We start from the raw sequence: 15,004 nt of genomic DNA, 5'->3' as shown, positions 1-15,004 counted from the left end.
AAGGAAATGAAGCGTGTTAAAAATTTATGATACTATGTCTCGTGATTTGCGAGAATTTATCCCCATCGAGGAAGGAAAGGTCCGCATGTATGTCTGTGGGCCAACGGTTTACAACTATATCCACGTAGGGAATGCCCGTTCAACGGTAGCCTTTGACACGATTCGTCGCTACTTTGAGTATCGTGGCTACGAAGTTGCCTACATTTCCAACTTTACAGATGTGGATGATAAGATCATCAACCGTGCCAAAGAAGAAGGCATCACACCTCAGGAAGTGGCAGACAAGTACATTGCGGCCTTTCGTGAGGATGTGACAGCTCTTGGCGTGAAACCTGCAACCCGCCACCCTCGTGTGGTCGAGTTTATGGATGACATCATTCGGTTTGTCGCTGACTTGATCGAAAAAGGCTATGCCTACGAGAGCCAAGGCGATGTCTATTTCCGTGTGGAAAAATCTCACAACTATGCAAAATTAGCCAATAAAACCCTAGAAGACTTGGAGTTAGGTGCTTCTGGTCGGACAGATGAGGAAACAGCTCGCAAGGAAAATCCAGTCGACTTTGCCCTCTGGAAAGCTGCCAAACCAGGAGAGATTTCTTGGGACAGCCCTTGGGGACCTGGTCGTCCGGGTTGGCACATCGAGTGTTCGGTCATGTCAACGGGGATTTTAGGCGATACCATTGATATTCACGGTGGTGGGGCCGATCTTGAGTTTCCACACCATACTAATGAAATTGCCCAGTCTGAAGCTAAAACAGGCAAGACTTTTGCCAATTACTGGATGCACAATGGCTTTGTCAATATTGATAATGTAAAGATGTCCAAGTCCTTGGGCAACTTCATTACTGTGCATGATGCATTGAAGACTATCGACGGCCAAGTGCTTCGCTTCTTCTTTGCAACCCAGCACTACCGCAAGCCCATTAACTTCACAGAAAAAGCGGTGCGCGATGCGGAGACCAACCTCAAGTATTTGAAAAATACCTATGAGCAACCGTTCACAGGAGAAGTGGATCCAGCAGACTTGGAAGGCTTTGTGGACAAGTTTATCGCGGCTATGGATGAAGATATCAATGCGGCAAACGGGATTACCGTCGTCTTTGAATTGGCTAAATGGATCAATTCTGGTCACTACAATCAAGACGTCAAGGATGCCTTGACCAAGATGTTAGAAGTCTTTGGAGTGGTCTTTGTCGAAGAAGTCTTGGATGCAGATATTGAAGCCTTGATCGCTGAACGTCAGGAAGCGCGGGCTAAGAAAGATTTTGCGCGAGCAGATGCCATTCGCGATCAATTGGCTGCGCAAGGAATCAAGCTCTTGGATACAAAAGAAGGTGTAAGGTGGACACGTGATTGATGTCAATCTAATCAATGGGATTGCCCTTGCCTTTGAGGGAGATGCGGTCTATTCCATGTATATTCGCAGACACCTGATTTTTCAAGGGATGACCAAGCCCAATAAGCTTCACCAGGCTGCCACCCGCTATGTCTCTGCTAGAGCTCAGGCCATCTTGATTGAAAGCATGCTGGAGCAAGAAATTCTGACGGAAAAAGAGTTGGAGATCTACAAGCGCGGTCGCAATACCAATAGCCATACCAAGGCCAAAAATGCCGATGTCGTGACTTATCGGATGTCGACGGGCTTTGAGGCTGTCATGGGTTATCTCCATATGACGGGGGAACTCTCTCGTCTAGAAGAGCTGATTGACTGGTGCATCCAGCAAGTAGAAGAAGGAACAAAGCAGTGAAAAATATCAGAGAGTGGTTTCCTCATGCAGAGGTGACGGATCAAGCCAATCCACCAGCTGGTTATGTAGCCATTCCCCTTCAGGCTCATCAATGGTTGCTGCTGAAGGAAGAAGAGCTAACCGAGCGAGAAAAACAATTGATTTCCTGGTTGGGCGGTGAAGAAGAGGTTGCCCCTAATCCTTGGTACCAATACCTGATCGATGGAAAGGGAGAAGCCCCTCAAGTTATCAAAAAAATACAGCTCGTCTATTGCCACCTCTCGCATTCAACAGCGGAAGGAACAGCTTCTTGGTTAGAGATGATGCAGACACTCTTGCCCAACTTCCGAGCAACCTTGCAACTGAGCGGACAAGATTATGTGCTTATTCTGGACCAAGATCAGACTTTGCCTGTGGCCGATATCTTAAAAGATACCGTCTCTGCCATGGAGTATGACTTCAATATTCGTTTATCTATCCTGGTCGGTCAAGTATGGACCGAGTCTAAAGACGGGAAAGTGTCTCCTGTCATCCGAGCAGAACAGGCTGTCTTTCGAGCTTGGATTCGAGAAGGTCATCAAGGTGTTTACCGCTTTTCTCAACTCTACCTGTGGGGGATCGAGCAGGCCGATTTGGATCTGACCCCAATCAAAGCAAGTTTGCATCAGTTGATTGAAAGTCAAGATCAATTGCAAGACATCATTGTCGCCCTCTGGGACAATGGGGCAGTCGTCACCAAGGCGGCCCAGCAACTCTATCTCCACCGCAATTCGCTCCAATACAAGATTGATAAGTGGGAGGAGTTGACGGGTCTTCAGTTGAAAAATCTGACAGATCTAGCCCTGTGCTATCATTTAGTTTTACAAGATGTGATTTAAACGGAATCAATCCAGAGTTTTGTGCAACTTGCACAAAACTCTTTTTCTTTTTTGTGAGACTTGCCATAGATTTGTAAAACGTTTTCATTTACAATAGAACTATAAAAATCAAAGGAGTACCATCATGGTAGAATTGAATCTTAAAAATATATACAAAAAATATCCAAACAGCGAACACTACTCAGTTGAAGACTTCAACTTGGACATCAAAGACAAAGAGTTTATCGTTTTCGTAGGTCCTTCAGGATGTGGTAAATCAACGACTCTTCGTATGATCGCTGGTCTTGAAGATATCACAGAAGGTGAATGTTCCATCGATGGTGTCGTTGTAAACAACGTGGCACCTAAAGACCGTGACATCGCCATGGTATTCCAAAACTACGCTCTTTACCCACACATGACTGTGTACGATAACATGGCATTTGGTTTGAAATTGCGTAAATACAGCAAGGAAGATATCGACAAACGTGTACAAGAAGCAGCTGAAATCCTTGGCTTGAAAGAATTCTTGGATCGTAAACCAGCTGACCTTTCTGGTGGTCAACGTCAACGTGTGGCCATGGGACGTGCTATTGTCCGTGATGCAAAAGTGTTCTTGATGGACGAACCTTTGTCAAACTTGGATGCGAAACTTCGTGTATCGATGCGTGCTGAAATCGCGAAAATCCACCGTCGTATCGGTGCTACAACCATCTACGTAACTCACGACCAAACAGAAGCGATGACATTGGCTGACCGTATCGTTATCATGTCTGCTACTAAAAACCCTGCAGGTACTGGTACTATCGGACGTGTGGAACAAATCGGTACTCCTCAAGAAGTCTACAAAAACCCAGTCAACAAATTTGTAGCTGGATTCATCGGAAGCCCTGCTATGAACTTCATTAACGTAAAATTGGAAGGCGGACACATCGTTGCCAATGGATTGAACTTGAAAGTTCCAGAAGGTGCTTTGAAAGTCTTGAAAGAAAAAGGCTATGATGGTAAAGAATTGATCTTTGGTATCCGTCCAGAAGACGTGAATACAGAAGCTGCTTTCCTTGAAACTTTCCCAGAATCAGTAGTAAAAGCAACGATCTCTGTATCTGAATTGCTTGGTTCTGAATCTCACTTGTACTGCCAAGTTGGTGACAACGAATTCATCGCTAAAGTAGATGCACGTGACTACCTTGGAACTGGTGAAACCATCGAACTTGGATTTGACTTGAACAAAGCTCACTTCTTCGACAAAGAAACTGAAAAAACAGTATACTAATACCTACTGAAATTGTAGAGACTGAGACGATATGTCTCAGTCTCTTTCATTTTAAGGAGACAAAACGTGGAAAAAGACTGGTGGAAGGGGAAGGTCGCTTATCAGATCTACCCAAAAAGCTTTAAGGATAGCAATGGTGATGGCGTTGGAGATTTGAAAGGCATCACGGAAAAACTTGATTACCTTCAAAAATTAGGAATTGATATTCTCTGGTTATCCCCTATTTATAAAAGTCCTTTTATTGACCAGGGCTATGATATTTCTGACTATTATGCCATTGATCCTATTTTTGGAACTATGGAAGATATGGAAGAGCTGATCGCGGAAGGCAAGAAACGGGGCATTTCCATCATCATGGACCTGGTGGTCAACCACTGCTCCAGTCATCATGAGTGGTTCCAAAAAGCTCTAGCAGATCCAGATGGCCCTTATGCGGATTACTTTTACTTCATCGAAAGTGACAAGGAACCCAACAACTGGGAAAGTTACTTTGGAGGCAGTGTCTGGGAACCGGTTCCTGGCACCAACAAATACTATCTCCATTCTTTCCACAAGGATCAGCCGGATCTCAATTGGCAAAATCCTGTCTTACGCGAAGAGATTTACAAGATGATCAATTGGTGGTTGGACAAGGGAATCGCGGGCTTCCGGATCGATGCCATCATCAACATCAAAAAAGACCTGGAATGGCGTTCGCTTCCGTCCGATCGTGATAATGGCTTGGTCCCGGTACCGGAGTCTCTGGTCAATGCGCAACCGATTGAACCTTTCTTGCAAGAGTTAAAGGAGCGGACCTTCGCCAAGTACAATGCCTTCACAGTAGGGGAAGTTTTCAATGAAACTGACGAAGAATTGCATTTCTTCATTGGAAAAGATGGTGTCTTCTCTTCCATCTTTGACTTCAAACAAACCATGCTGGGTCAGGAAGGAAAAGGCTGGTTTGATCATAGTCTTCCAACAGCAGATGAACTCAAGGAAAGTATTTTCCAAGCCCATGAGCGCGCGGATAGCATTGGGATCCTCTCTACCATTATCGAGAATCATGACGAACCTCGTGGTGTGTCCCACTATATCGCGGAAGGTCCAGTAAACGATACCAGTAAAAAAGCCCTGGGAACCATTCAAATCTTGCGCAAGGGAATTCCTTTTATCTATCAAGGCCAAGAAATTGGAATGGAAAACCAAGTCTTTGAATCGGTGGAGGATTTTGATGATATCGCGACCATCAATGGCTACCATGTGGCTAAAGAAGCTGGTTTGAGCGAGGAAGAAGCCTTAGCAGTTATCGCCAAATACAGCCGGGATAATGCACGGACACCCATGCAGTGGTCAAGAGAGCCAGGTCTGGGCTTTAGCGATGGGTCAGTCTGGTTGATTAGCCCAAAACCAGATGTTGCCATCAATGTGGAAGATCAGGAAAAGGATCCCAATTCCATCTTGAATTATTATCGCCAGCTGACCGCCTTGTACCGCCATCCCCTATACGGAAATACCATTCGGTTTGGAGATATGATCCCGGCTTATCGGGACCGTGAAAACATCATTGCTTTCGAACGCCGTGAGGATAAGCGCCTCTTGGTGATTAGCAATTTCCAAAATCGTGAGGCCACCCTGGAGTTGCCAACTCCGATTAAAACGGTCGTTTTAAATAATACTGCAGGATTATTCCAAGAAGGAGAGCAAGTGCTCGAATTGGTCCCTTACCAAACGGTTGTGTTGGAATTGGTGGAATAAGGAGAAACTTTGCATCAGTGTTAGGATTTAATGTAGAATAGTATGTTCATTAAATATTCTGGAGAACATTATAAAAGTTTTCTATACTTTAGAATCAGTCAAGTATAAACTGAAACTTTCCGCTGTGAGAAAAGTGTTTGAAACATTATTGTTTCAAACACTCGGGAGTTTTGAGAGTAAAACAGTTTGGGAAACTGTTTTAGCCTGAGCCAAGAAATTAAAGAGCGAAGGGGTTCAAAACAAATTGAACACGGGCTGCGGATCGTGTCAAAAAGATAAGTTCTCCTAAAATCTAAAGATTCTGCGTCAAACTTCCTATTTTGACTGTATCCGCAGACGCCCTTTGTATCTTGATTTAGTCATGGAACTTCGAAGAAGTTCGCTGACGTCCGTACTCACCTAAGGAAAGTTTTGAAAGATATTTTATCTCCAAAAAGAACCTTCGCGTCTGCGAAGGTTCTTTTCGTGTCATCCAAGTCTAAACCTGGAACTTACTCAACTTCTTTCTTTTTCAAGAGGAGGAAGCCTCCGCTAACGGCTAACAAGAAGCCGGAAAGAATGAAGTGCGCAGTTGTGTCTTCTCCAGTTTGTGGCAATTGTGCCTTGGCTGGACTTTCTTGGAAGCTTTGTCCTACTTGGTAAGTCAAGGCTTGCACGCTTTCTTCATTTTTAGTTGTCATTTCTTTTTGTGGAAGGAGCACTTTAGGAGTATCCTTCTTGGCTAAGATTGGCTGTGGATTGGTTGTTTGGTTATGAATTGGAACCACCACTTGATCTGGTTCTTTAGCTGGAACGTAATCCATCAAGCTGGCCAACTTGCTGCCAAAGATCGCATTGGTTACCCAGCGGAAGAAGTGGACAGGGTGTTGACGGTTGGTTGGATTTCCTGCATAGACAAAGAGTGGTTGTCCCATCAGTTCTCCAGAGATGGCCATGACTTTGTTGGCCAGAACATCGTTATGTGGCCACCAACCTGCAATATAATAATCGCTTGGAGCGATGCTCATCAAGGTCTTGAAATGCTCTGGAACCTTTTCAATCCAGTTTCCTGAGTTGGAGTAGAAGAGGGTATTCTTCTTGTATCCGCTGGTCAATGGATCCTGATCATCAATGATGGCTTTCATCAAGCCTTCGTAGTCACTACCGCCTTTTAGTTTTTCAGCGTCAAATCCTGTAAGAACTCCCAATTTTTCCAGTTTTTGCATGGCTTCTCCGCCAATGACAAGGGTTGGTTTTTTACCAAAAATGGAAGCGTCAAAGCGGTTGCTTTCCAAAATAACAACATCTGCTTCTTCTGGAGTATTGACGATTTGGAAGCCTAATTTTTCAAGGACCAGACTAGTATGAGCAGGAGCATCTACTCCGGCCCAATTATAGTGGTAGTTTGGAGAGTAGACCTTCATCGGTTTCAAGGTTGGGCCACTTGGTACCTTGTAGAGGGCATCGCCATAGATGGCATAGTTTGGCAGGAGCGAAGCAAAGGTATCGCGGTCAACGATGTAGCCATCATCTGTTAGGTAGACGGATTTTCCTTGTGCAATAGCCTGGTTGACAGCTTTAACGGCACTGGCTGAAGTATTTGCGATCACATAGTAAGGAGCTTTTGGATCGATCTCAGAGGTACGAGTGGCGCGGGTGGTGGTGACTTCTCCTAATTTTCCGTTGAAAAGACCATCCGCAAAGACAGGTTCGGACTTGAACCCTCTCATATCTGGGAAGTTGACCAGCAGCTCTGCATACATAGCAGCCCAGGCAGATTCGTTGGAGCCCTTGTAGAGAATATGGTTGGCATAGCCACGTTTGGCTTGGGCCATGTCAATGACTAAGTCCCCTTTTTTATAGTTGCCAATATCTTCTTTGAGTTCCTTGACGAGGACACCATTGCGTTTGAAGTAGTCGATCATATTGAAGGCTTCTTGGGCATCGTTGTCTTTGTCGAGGCTCATTGGGATGACGTAGTAGTCTGGGAAGAATTTCGGACGACCGTTTTTCACACGTCCAACGATTTCTCCATTTGGGCCGACCAGTTCATTTTCGGCTTTTGGATCTTCGGTTTTATTGAGACCGCGCAGGTAGAAGTTGAGACGCATCTCAAGGAGACGGTCTGGATCTTGGTTGAGGAAGTCAATTCCGCCTAGGACAGCATTGCGACCCGCGTTATAGGACTCTTGGTTAGATTCCGGAATTTCGATAGTATGGCCTAAAATACCATGGTAGACAGCATAAACCCCTGTATAGCCAGAGAAGGAGTCATCCCAGCCATCGCCCCAATCCAGTTTTGGAATGATGTAACTATTGTATTTAGAATTGGCAACTCCTGCCCGTCCCATATGATGGGCATTTTCTAGCATCAGGTCTGACAGAAGATCGTATTCGAAGTTCGGATCATGTGGGGGCGTTGCAGGTTCGATTAAGAATTCTTTGACAAAACCGTGTAAGTCGTAGAGAGCGATCGGATTCCATTTGTTGATCATTTGGATAACCGTGCGAACTTCAGGGTTGGTTTGGTAGCTGGCATCCCGGTTTGGATCGAGCCCGTTTGCTAGGGCCCGCAGGTTGAGAGCATCCCCATCTGGGTTTTCCGTGAAGTCAAATAAGAAGATGAATTTATTGAGCAAGGTTGGAATATCTAGCGTGACTGTTTTAGCATTTCCAGCTTCATCGGTGGTGTTAAAGGTCACCTTTTCCTTGGTCGCAAAAGTATTGAAGAGGCCTGTGATGATATCAATGCCTGGTTGTTCATCCGCGTGGGTGTTGTGGACTAAGACAGGTAATTTGTAATCCAAGGTTTTGTCTTTTAGTGCGGCCAGCATTTCGCTTGGCTTAGTCAAAGCTGTAGGGTTGGTACTAGACAGGTAGTGATCGATGCTGGCTTGGTCCTTGCTCACGATCCCCATCTTCATATCCCGTCCTTGGGCACTCTTGCCAAGGGTTTCCAGCTGCACTAAACGATCGGGTTTCGCTTCTTCCTTGGATTTTTCGATGGCAGCCAGCATTTCTTCATGTGTATGGTAGTCCTGATAAGGTCGAAAAACAAGGGTCTTATTGATGGTGATCCCTAAGTCTGCATTGGTTCCGACCAGCTCATGATTGCCGATGTAGTTGCGGTAAGTCCGGCGAATATTATTTGGGCTACGAAGACTGAGATCTTCACCAAAGAGATCCTGCACGTCAATGTGGAGATCTAAATCATTTCCGTTTGCGGTCTCTGTGATGGTAAGGAATGGATCCTTGCTCAGTGTTCCTGTCTCCATATCCCAGGTTTTCCACTCAGAGAGAGGCTTATTGTCTAAGGTCCAGCTGATCTTGCCAGCAGCTTGAGCTTTTTCTTGGACTTTGTCATCAATCGTACTCTTTTCAGAGAGATAAATGGTGCTATCTGCCAATCGTGTCGCTTGGTCTGCGGTCGTTGTAGCACGGTTAGTGCTTGGACTAGCGGTTGGCGCAACTTCTGTAGTAGAAGTCACATCAGAAGTCGCTGCGGTTTCTGCAGGACTAGCAGGAGTTACTTCTGTGGCTGTAGCCGAACTGGTCGTCTCGGCTGTCACAGGTTGCTCAGAAGTAGGTGTCGCTTCAAGGACTGTGCTCGGTTCTGTTTGAGGCCTTTCTAAGCTATCGGCTGAAGCTTGGCCATGCCCAATAACGGAAAGCAAGACAGCCGCTGAGAGACTGAGTGTTGTAGTGTACAAATGTTTCTTATACGAAGACTTCATATAGAAGACCCTCCTTAAAAATGTTATTACAGTTCCAGTATATCATTAAAAGAAAACGTTTACAATACATGTGCAAAAAAGAGGGTGGATAAAAATCCAGCCTCTTGAAATGACATTTGAAAAACAGATGATAGGGTAATTGCTTCCTCGAACAGTCTCCCCTATTTATTCGTTAACTTTATGAAATTGTTGGTAAAAATCAACCTTGATCTGGATGAAATTTTCTAAGTCTCTTAAAAGTTGGAGTAAGGTAGCGCGTGTTTCAAATTCCTCACGAGTCTTAGGAAGAGGGCGTTCGCGGAAGATCGCCAAATACTGAGTAATATCATCTAGAAGATCTTGGGCAGGATTTTCCTGACTTAACTGTTGAGCCGTCTTCTTAAAAAGTTGAGCAAGGATCATACTTTCACTCGCCGCCAACTGACAGCGGTTGACGTTTTCTGCCATATCTCGCAGGATATCGTTTTGTCGCTTGCGCATTTCGAAGTAGTGAATATGGTAGTTTGTTTGGTGAAAGAGGTGGTTGGAATGGTCTAGATAAACTAGATTTAAAGCGTCCTTTAGGATACCATCCAACTCCTTAATCAAGCGAGCATCATTGCGACCATCCCCTTTACCAAGAAATTCCGCAAAACGACCAAGGATCTTTTTCAGTTGGTCTTCAACAACATCATGGTAATGATCGATCGCCGCCTGATTCGAAGGCATATAGAGATTGGCCAGCAAGGCAAAGCTGGTTCCAATTAAAAAGAGAGCAAGTTCATTGAGCAAGAGTCCCCAGGAAGTAGACTGCTCAATCAAGAGATGGGTGACCAGCACCGTACTAGGCGTGATGCCGATCTGCCAGCCCAATAGAAAGGCACAAGGAACATAGAGAGCGATAAAGACACCCAATGCCCAGAGGTTGAACCCTAAAAAGGAAAAGGTGAGACTTCCGATAGCAAGGGCCAGCAAGGTTGACATAAAGCGCTGGTAGGCCTGCTTGATGGTGCTACGACGTGTATCCGAGATACTCAAGATGGCAATGACGCCAGCTGAGATGGCATAGGTCAAGCCCAGAGCATAAGCAAGGGCTGCTGCTAAACAGGTGGCCAAGGTGAGCTTGATGGTTCGTTGAAAAAGAGGCATGGCTTCCTTTCTAGTTCGGTTCGTTCATTGAGATAGATTTGATTTCATTATATCATGAATTGGCCTCTTCCTCCTTTCTTGTGGTATACTAGTTCTATGGAAAATAACGATATCGTATACGGTGTTCACGCAGTCACCGAGGCTTTACAAGCCAATACAGGCAATAAATTATATATTCAAGAAGACCTACGAGGAAAAAATGTCGACAAAATCAAGGCCTTAGCAGCTGAGAAAAAAGTGTCAATTTCTTGGACTCCAAAGAAAACCCTGCAGGAAATGACAGAAGGAGCTGTTCACCAAGGCTTCGTTCTTCGTGTGGCAGCCTTTGCTTATACAGACTTGGCAGTGATTCTGAAACAGACAGCCCAAGAAGAGAACCCGCTTTTGTTGATTCTCGATGGTTTAACAGATCCGCACAATCTTGGATCTATCTTACGGACAGCTGATGCGACCAATGTCTCAGGAGTCATCATTCCTAAGCACCGGGCAGTTGGGGTAACCCCAGTGGTGTCAAAAACTTCTACCGGAGCCGTGGAACACATTCCCATTGCGCGTGTGACCAATCTCAGCCAAACCCTAGACAAGCTAAAGGAAGAAGGTTTCTGGATCTTTGGAACCGACATGAACGGCACGCCATCTCATCAGTGGAATACGGCTGGTAAGTTAGCCTTGATCATTGGCAATGAAGGAAAAGGGATCTCAGCCAATATCAAAAAGCAAGTCGATGAGATGATCACCATTCCCATGAATGGTCATGTGCAAAGCCTCAATGCCAGTGTAGCAGCAGCCATCCTTATGTATGAGGTCTTTCGTAATCGACTATAATCCTAGAAAGGCAATGATATGAAACGAAAAATCTTATTGGTTGACGGCTATAATATGATTGCCTTTTGGCAGGAGACCCGCCAGCTCTTTCAAAAAAGTGAGCTCGATGCAGCCCGCAATATCCTCCTGCAAAAACTGAGCCACTATGCTAGCTTTGAAGGGATCGAAGTCATCTGTGTCTTTGATGCCCAGTATATGCCAGGAGTGCGGCAGACCTATGAGGAGTTCAATGTTCAGGTGGTCTTTACCGGTGAGGATGAGACGGCAGATGACTATATCGAGCGCTTGGCGGCAGAGCTCAATACGCCCTTCCACCAAGTATCAGTAGCGACTAGTGACTTAAATGAGCAATGGACCGTCTTTGCTCAAGGAGCCCTTCGGGTGTCTGCCAGAGAGTTAGAAAAACGGGTCGCAGTCGTCAAAGGAAACCTTAATCAAGCGCAGCGAGTGGTCAACGATCAAAAACCACCCATGCGACCGCTCGATCACGAAGTATTGCGACAATTACAAGAAATGATGGGAGACAAGTAATGACATTTGCTATTTTGACAGATTCGACCGCAGATTTAGATCAGAACTGGGCCAAGGAACACCAGGTGACCATTCTTGGGTTGACCATTGAGTTAGATGGGACGGTTTACCAGACAGTTGGCGAAGGTCAATTGACCAGCCCTGAGCTTTTAGAAGCCATGAAAAATGGAGCTAAACCGACAACCAGTCAGGTCAATGTGGGCCAATTTCAGGAAACCTTTGAACAATTTGCCAAAGAAGGAAAAGACCTGCTTTATGTAGCCTTTTCATCGGTCTTATCCGGGACTTATCAGAGTGCAGTCATGGCACGAGACCTGGTTTTAGAAGACTACCCGGAAGCCGTGATCGAGATTGTCGATCCGAAGGCGGCTGGGATTGGAGAGGGATATCTGGTCATGCGGGCAGTAGCTGCGCGTGATGCAGGTCGTTCATTGGCAGAAGCTAAAGAAGAAATCATGGACTTAGCGCCAAAACTGCGGACTTATTTCCTTGTCGATGATCTCTACCACCTCATGCGTGGAGGCCGTCTCTCAAAAAGTGCCGCGATCATGGGAAGTTTGGCCAGCATCAAACCCATTCTCTGGATTGATGCGGAAGGGAAAATAGTGCCAATTACGAAAGTTCGTGGACGCAAAAAAGCTATGCGAGAACTACTGGAGCTGATCAAAGCAGATATTGGTGAAGGTACAGCTTTAGTCTCTTATACCAACGATCTAGAAGGAGCAGAAGCACTGAAGCAAGAAATGCTTGTGCTTGAAGGGATTGATGAAGTCCTTGTGATGCCCCTTGGACCGGTTATTTCAGCCCACGTCGGCCCGAATTCCTTGATCGGATTTGTCATTGGAAAAGAAAATCGCAAATAATTTTCCAAATCGGTTGACTTTTATCTTAGAATTTTGATACAATAGTAGGCGGTATTGTTTACCCCATTTGTAAGGCCCCGGAACCTTTCAAATAACTCGCGGACCGGAACATCCGCCCTGTAAACAAAAACGACATTCATATAGGAGAAATCATGAACAAAACTACATTCATGGCTAAACCAGGCCAAGTAGAACGCAAATGGTACGTTGTTGACGCAACTGATGTACCTCTTGGACGCCTTTCAGCAGTTGTTGCTAGCGTGCTTCGCGGAAAAAACAAACCAACATTCACACCACACACTGATACAGGTGACTTCGTAATCGTTATCAATGCTGAAAAAGTTAAATTGACTGGTAAAAAAGCAACTGATAAGATCTACTACACTCACTCAAACCACCCAGGTGGATTGAAATCAATCTCTGCTGGTGAACTTCGTTCTAAAAATGCAGTACGTTTGATCGAGAAATCAGTTAAAGGTATGCTTCCACACAATACTCTTGGCCGCGCTCAAGGTATGAAATTGAAAGTATTCGTTGGAGCTGAGCACACTCACGCTGCACAACAACCAGAAGTTCTTGATATTTCAGGACTTATCTAAGGAAAGGAACAATAAAGTATGTCACAAGCACAATATGCAGGTACTGGACGTCGTAAAAACGCTGTTGCACGCGTTCGCCTTGTTCCAGGAACTGGTAAAATCACTGTTAACAAAAAAGATGTTGAAGAGTACATCCCACACGCTGACCTTCGTTTGGTCATCAACCAACCATTCGCAGTTACTTCAACTGTAGGTTCATACGACGTTTTCGTTAACGTTGTAGGTGGTGGATACGCTGGTCAAGCAGGAGCTATCCGTCACGGTATCGCTCGTGCCCTTCTTCAAGTAGACCCAGACTTCCGCGATTCATTGAAACGCGCAGGACTTCTTACACGTGACTCACGTAAAGTTGAACGTAAGAAACCAGGTCTTAAGAAAGCTCGTAAAGCTTCACAATTCTCAAAACGTTAATCAATACGATTATATCAACGTTTCAAAGCACTCAAGAGTTTACCTCATGGGTGCTTTTTTTATGTTTTTTGAAAAAGTTCACCTCAAAGTTTACCTTATTTTAACCTTATTGTTTTAGAGACTTTAAGGCAAATTCACCGACTGCCATAGGGACTACATTAGAAGTATTGACATAAATCTGTGTTGTACCTGTGTCGCTATGTGTCAGAGCTTCGGAAATAGCTTCTAAGCTCATTCCTGCCTGTTTAGCAAGTGTTGCTCCCGTATGACGTAGTTTATGTGGTGTAGCGTGTGTAAGCTCTGGGTGTCGCTTTTTGATAGTTTTCATCTTATTATTAAGATAGTCAGCATGTAAAGGTTTATTGATATTCCCTCTGGTATCTATATAAGTGAAAATGAATTGTTCTGAATTGCTGATGATGCCAAACTTTGCAAGTTCATATTTTTGTTGTTTTTTCCATAAAGTCAGAAGTTGAAGCAAGTCACTAGAAATAGAAAAGATAGTTTTTTTATTTCCTTTGGTAGATTTTACTTGTCCGTATCTGTCTAAAGCCTGAATTAACTGAATCTGAGATTTTGAAAAGTCGATATGTTTCCACTGGAGAGCATATGTTTCTGATTTTCTATCTCCAAGGAAAAAGGTGAGATAAAAAAGGACGTAATCTTTGAGTGAGATTTTATCGTTCTCTAAATCTTCTTTAAAAGCTGAGAACCATTCTTGGAGTTGTTCATGAGTTAAATATAAATCTTCATCACGTTTTGATTCTGCAAGTTGAATTTTTTTGACGGCCTTAATTCGTCTTAAAGTTTTTGCAACTCTATTTGCTTCAATATATTCAAGTTCTTCTGCCCAATCAAAAATAGAAATAACGTAACTTCGTAAAGTTTTGAAGTTGGCATATTCGTTGGCTTTTGCCGTCATCAAATTTAGAATAACCTGTTTATTTTGGTTTAAAAATTGAATCGTATAGTTGCCAAGAAGTGGTAGTATATGCTTTTCAAAACATGTTTTGGTATTAGCAATTGTTGACCTGCTTGGTGGCTTCGAAGTAGATGTAGTTTGTCCTGCTTTGTAGGATTCCCACCAAATATTATTATAGAAGTCCGAGAAAAGAATATCTTCTTTTCCTAGTCCCGAAAAGACGTTATCTTCAATTTGGTTTAGCTTCGTCAGTAGGTCTATCTCTGCTTGTCGTGCTTCCTTTCTTGTTTTAAATCTCTTATCATAATAGTTATTGTTAACGATACCAAGAGGCATTCGTGCTTCTAATGGTATATAGACTTTTAAGCGGTAAGTTCCGTTTTTTGTCTTACTGATAGTCATGATATTCTCCTTTATA

General features: G+C 44.2%; 13 protein-coding genes. 10 read left to right on the top strand and 3 right to left on the bottom strand.

Annotated features, from left to right (window positions below; translation table 11 throughout):
- Positions 1-13 precede the first annotated feature (13 nt).
- The 5 genes from cysS to PCY07_RS00220 all read left to right on the top strand — a co-directional run bounded on the left by cysS (position 14) and on the right by PCY07_RS00220 (position 5,594).
- The gene (gene cysS, locus PCY07_RS00240; protein ID WP_301354926.1) at positions 14-1,357 is read left to right on the top strand and encodes a cysteine--tRNA ligase; all 1,344 of its coding nucleotides are present in this window, start codon (positions 14-16) and stop codon (positions 1,355-1,357) included.
- Entirely contained in the window at positions 1,350-1,748 is a 399-nt protein-coding gene (locus PCY07_RS00235; protein ID WP_301354927.1) for a Mini-ribonuclease 3, read from the top strand. Before cysS ends, PCY07_RS00235 begins: the two co-directional genes overlap by 8 nt.
- The gene (locus PCY07_RS00230) at positions 1,745-2,605 is read left to right on the top strand and encodes a helix-turn-helix domain-containing protein (protein ID WP_195915815.1); all 861 of its coding nucleotides are present in this window, start codon (positions 1,745-1,747) and stop codon (positions 2,603-2,605) included. Before PCY07_RS00235 ends, PCY07_RS00230 begins: the two co-directional genes overlap by 4 nt.
- Before the next feature lie 124 nt (positions 2,606-2,729).
- Entirely contained in the window at positions 2,730-3,860 is a 1,131-nt protein-coding gene (locus PCY07_RS00225) for an ABC transporter ATP-binding protein (RefSeq protein ID WP_118228587.1), read from the top strand.
- Positions 3,861-3,926: 66 nt separating this feature from the next.
- On the top strand, positions 3,927-5,594 hold the full coding sequence (locus PCY07_RS00220) for an alpha-glucosidase (protein ID WP_301354931.1): 1,668 nt from the start codon (positions 3,927-3,929) through the stop codon (positions 5,592-5,594).
- 491 nt (positions 5,595-6,085) lie between these two features.
- Here the strand turns inward: PCY07_RS00220 and PCY07_RS00215 are convergent, their stop codons facing one another.
- A complete protein-coding gene (locus tag PCY07_RS00215; protein ID WP_301354933.1) occupies positions 6,086-9,307 on the bottom strand; it encodes an LPXTG-anchored zinc carboxypeptidase in 3,222 nt (1,073 codons plus the stop codon).
- Between the two features lie 165 nt (positions 9,308-9,472).
- Positions 9,473-10,435 carry an aromatic acid exporter family protein gene (locus PCY07_RS00210; RefSeq protein ID WP_301354935.1) on the bottom strand — a complete coding sequence of 321 codons (963 nt, stop codon included), beginning with the start codon at positions 10,433-10,435 and terminating at the stop codon, positions 9,473-9,475.
- A 96-nt stretch (positions 10,436-10,531) separates the two neighbouring features.
- Between PCY07_RS00210 and rlmB the strand changes: the two genes are divergently transcribed.
- The 5 genes from rlmB to rpsI all read left to right on the top strand — a co-directional run bounded on the left by rlmB (position 10,532) and on the right by rpsI (position 13,664).
- Complete coding sequence (gene rlmB / locus PCY07_RS00205; RefSeq protein WP_042760193.1) at positions 10,532-11,260, top strand: 23S rRNA (guanosine(2251)-2'-O)-methyltransferase RlmB; 729 nt, start codon at positions 10,532-10,534, stop codon at positions 11,258-11,260.
- Positions 11,261-11,278: 18 nt separating this feature from the next.
- Positions 11,279-11,791, top strand: a complete 513-nt coding sequence (locus tag PCY07_RS00200; RefSeq protein WP_301354937.1) for an NYN domain-containing protein — start codon at positions 11,279-11,281, stop codon at positions 11,789-11,791.
- On the top strand, positions 11,791-12,654 hold the full coding sequence (locus PCY07_RS00195; protein WP_301354939.1) for a DegV family protein: 864 nt from the start codon (positions 11,791-11,793) through the stop codon (positions 12,652-12,654). Before PCY07_RS00200 ends, PCY07_RS00195 begins: the two co-directional genes overlap by 1 nt.
- A gap of 152 nt (positions 12,655-12,806) precedes the next feature.
- Positions 12,807-13,253, top strand: a complete 447-nt coding sequence (gene rplM, locus PCY07_RS00190; protein ID WP_002876943.1) for a 50S ribosomal protein L13 — start codon at positions 12,807-12,809, stop codon at positions 13,251-13,253.
- Positions 13,254-13,271: 18 nt separating this feature from the next.
- Entirely contained in the window at positions 13,272-13,664 is a 393-nt protein-coding gene (rpsI, locus tag PCY07_RS00185; RefSeq protein WP_000075969.1) for a 30S ribosomal protein S9, read from the top strand.
- Between the two features lie 106 nt (positions 13,665-13,770).
- Here the strand turns inward: rpsI and xerC are convergent, their stop codons facing one another.
- Positions 13,771-14,988 carry a tyrosine recombinase XerC gene (gene xerC / locus PCY07_RS00180; protein WP_214255267.1) on the bottom strand — a complete coding sequence of 406 codons (1,218 nt, stop codon included), beginning with the start codon at positions 14,986-14,988 and terminating at the stop codon, positions 13,771-13,773.
- Positions 14,989-15,004 lie beyond the last annotated feature (16 nt).

This window comes from Streptococcus sp. SP1 (assembly GCF_030440005.1).
GTDB lineage: Bacteria > Bacillota > Bacilli > Lactobacillales > Streptococcaceae > Streptococcus > Streptococcus parasanguinis.
Note: the sequence above shows the minus strand (reverse complement) of the source record. Positions and strands in the feature narration are given on the sequence as shown.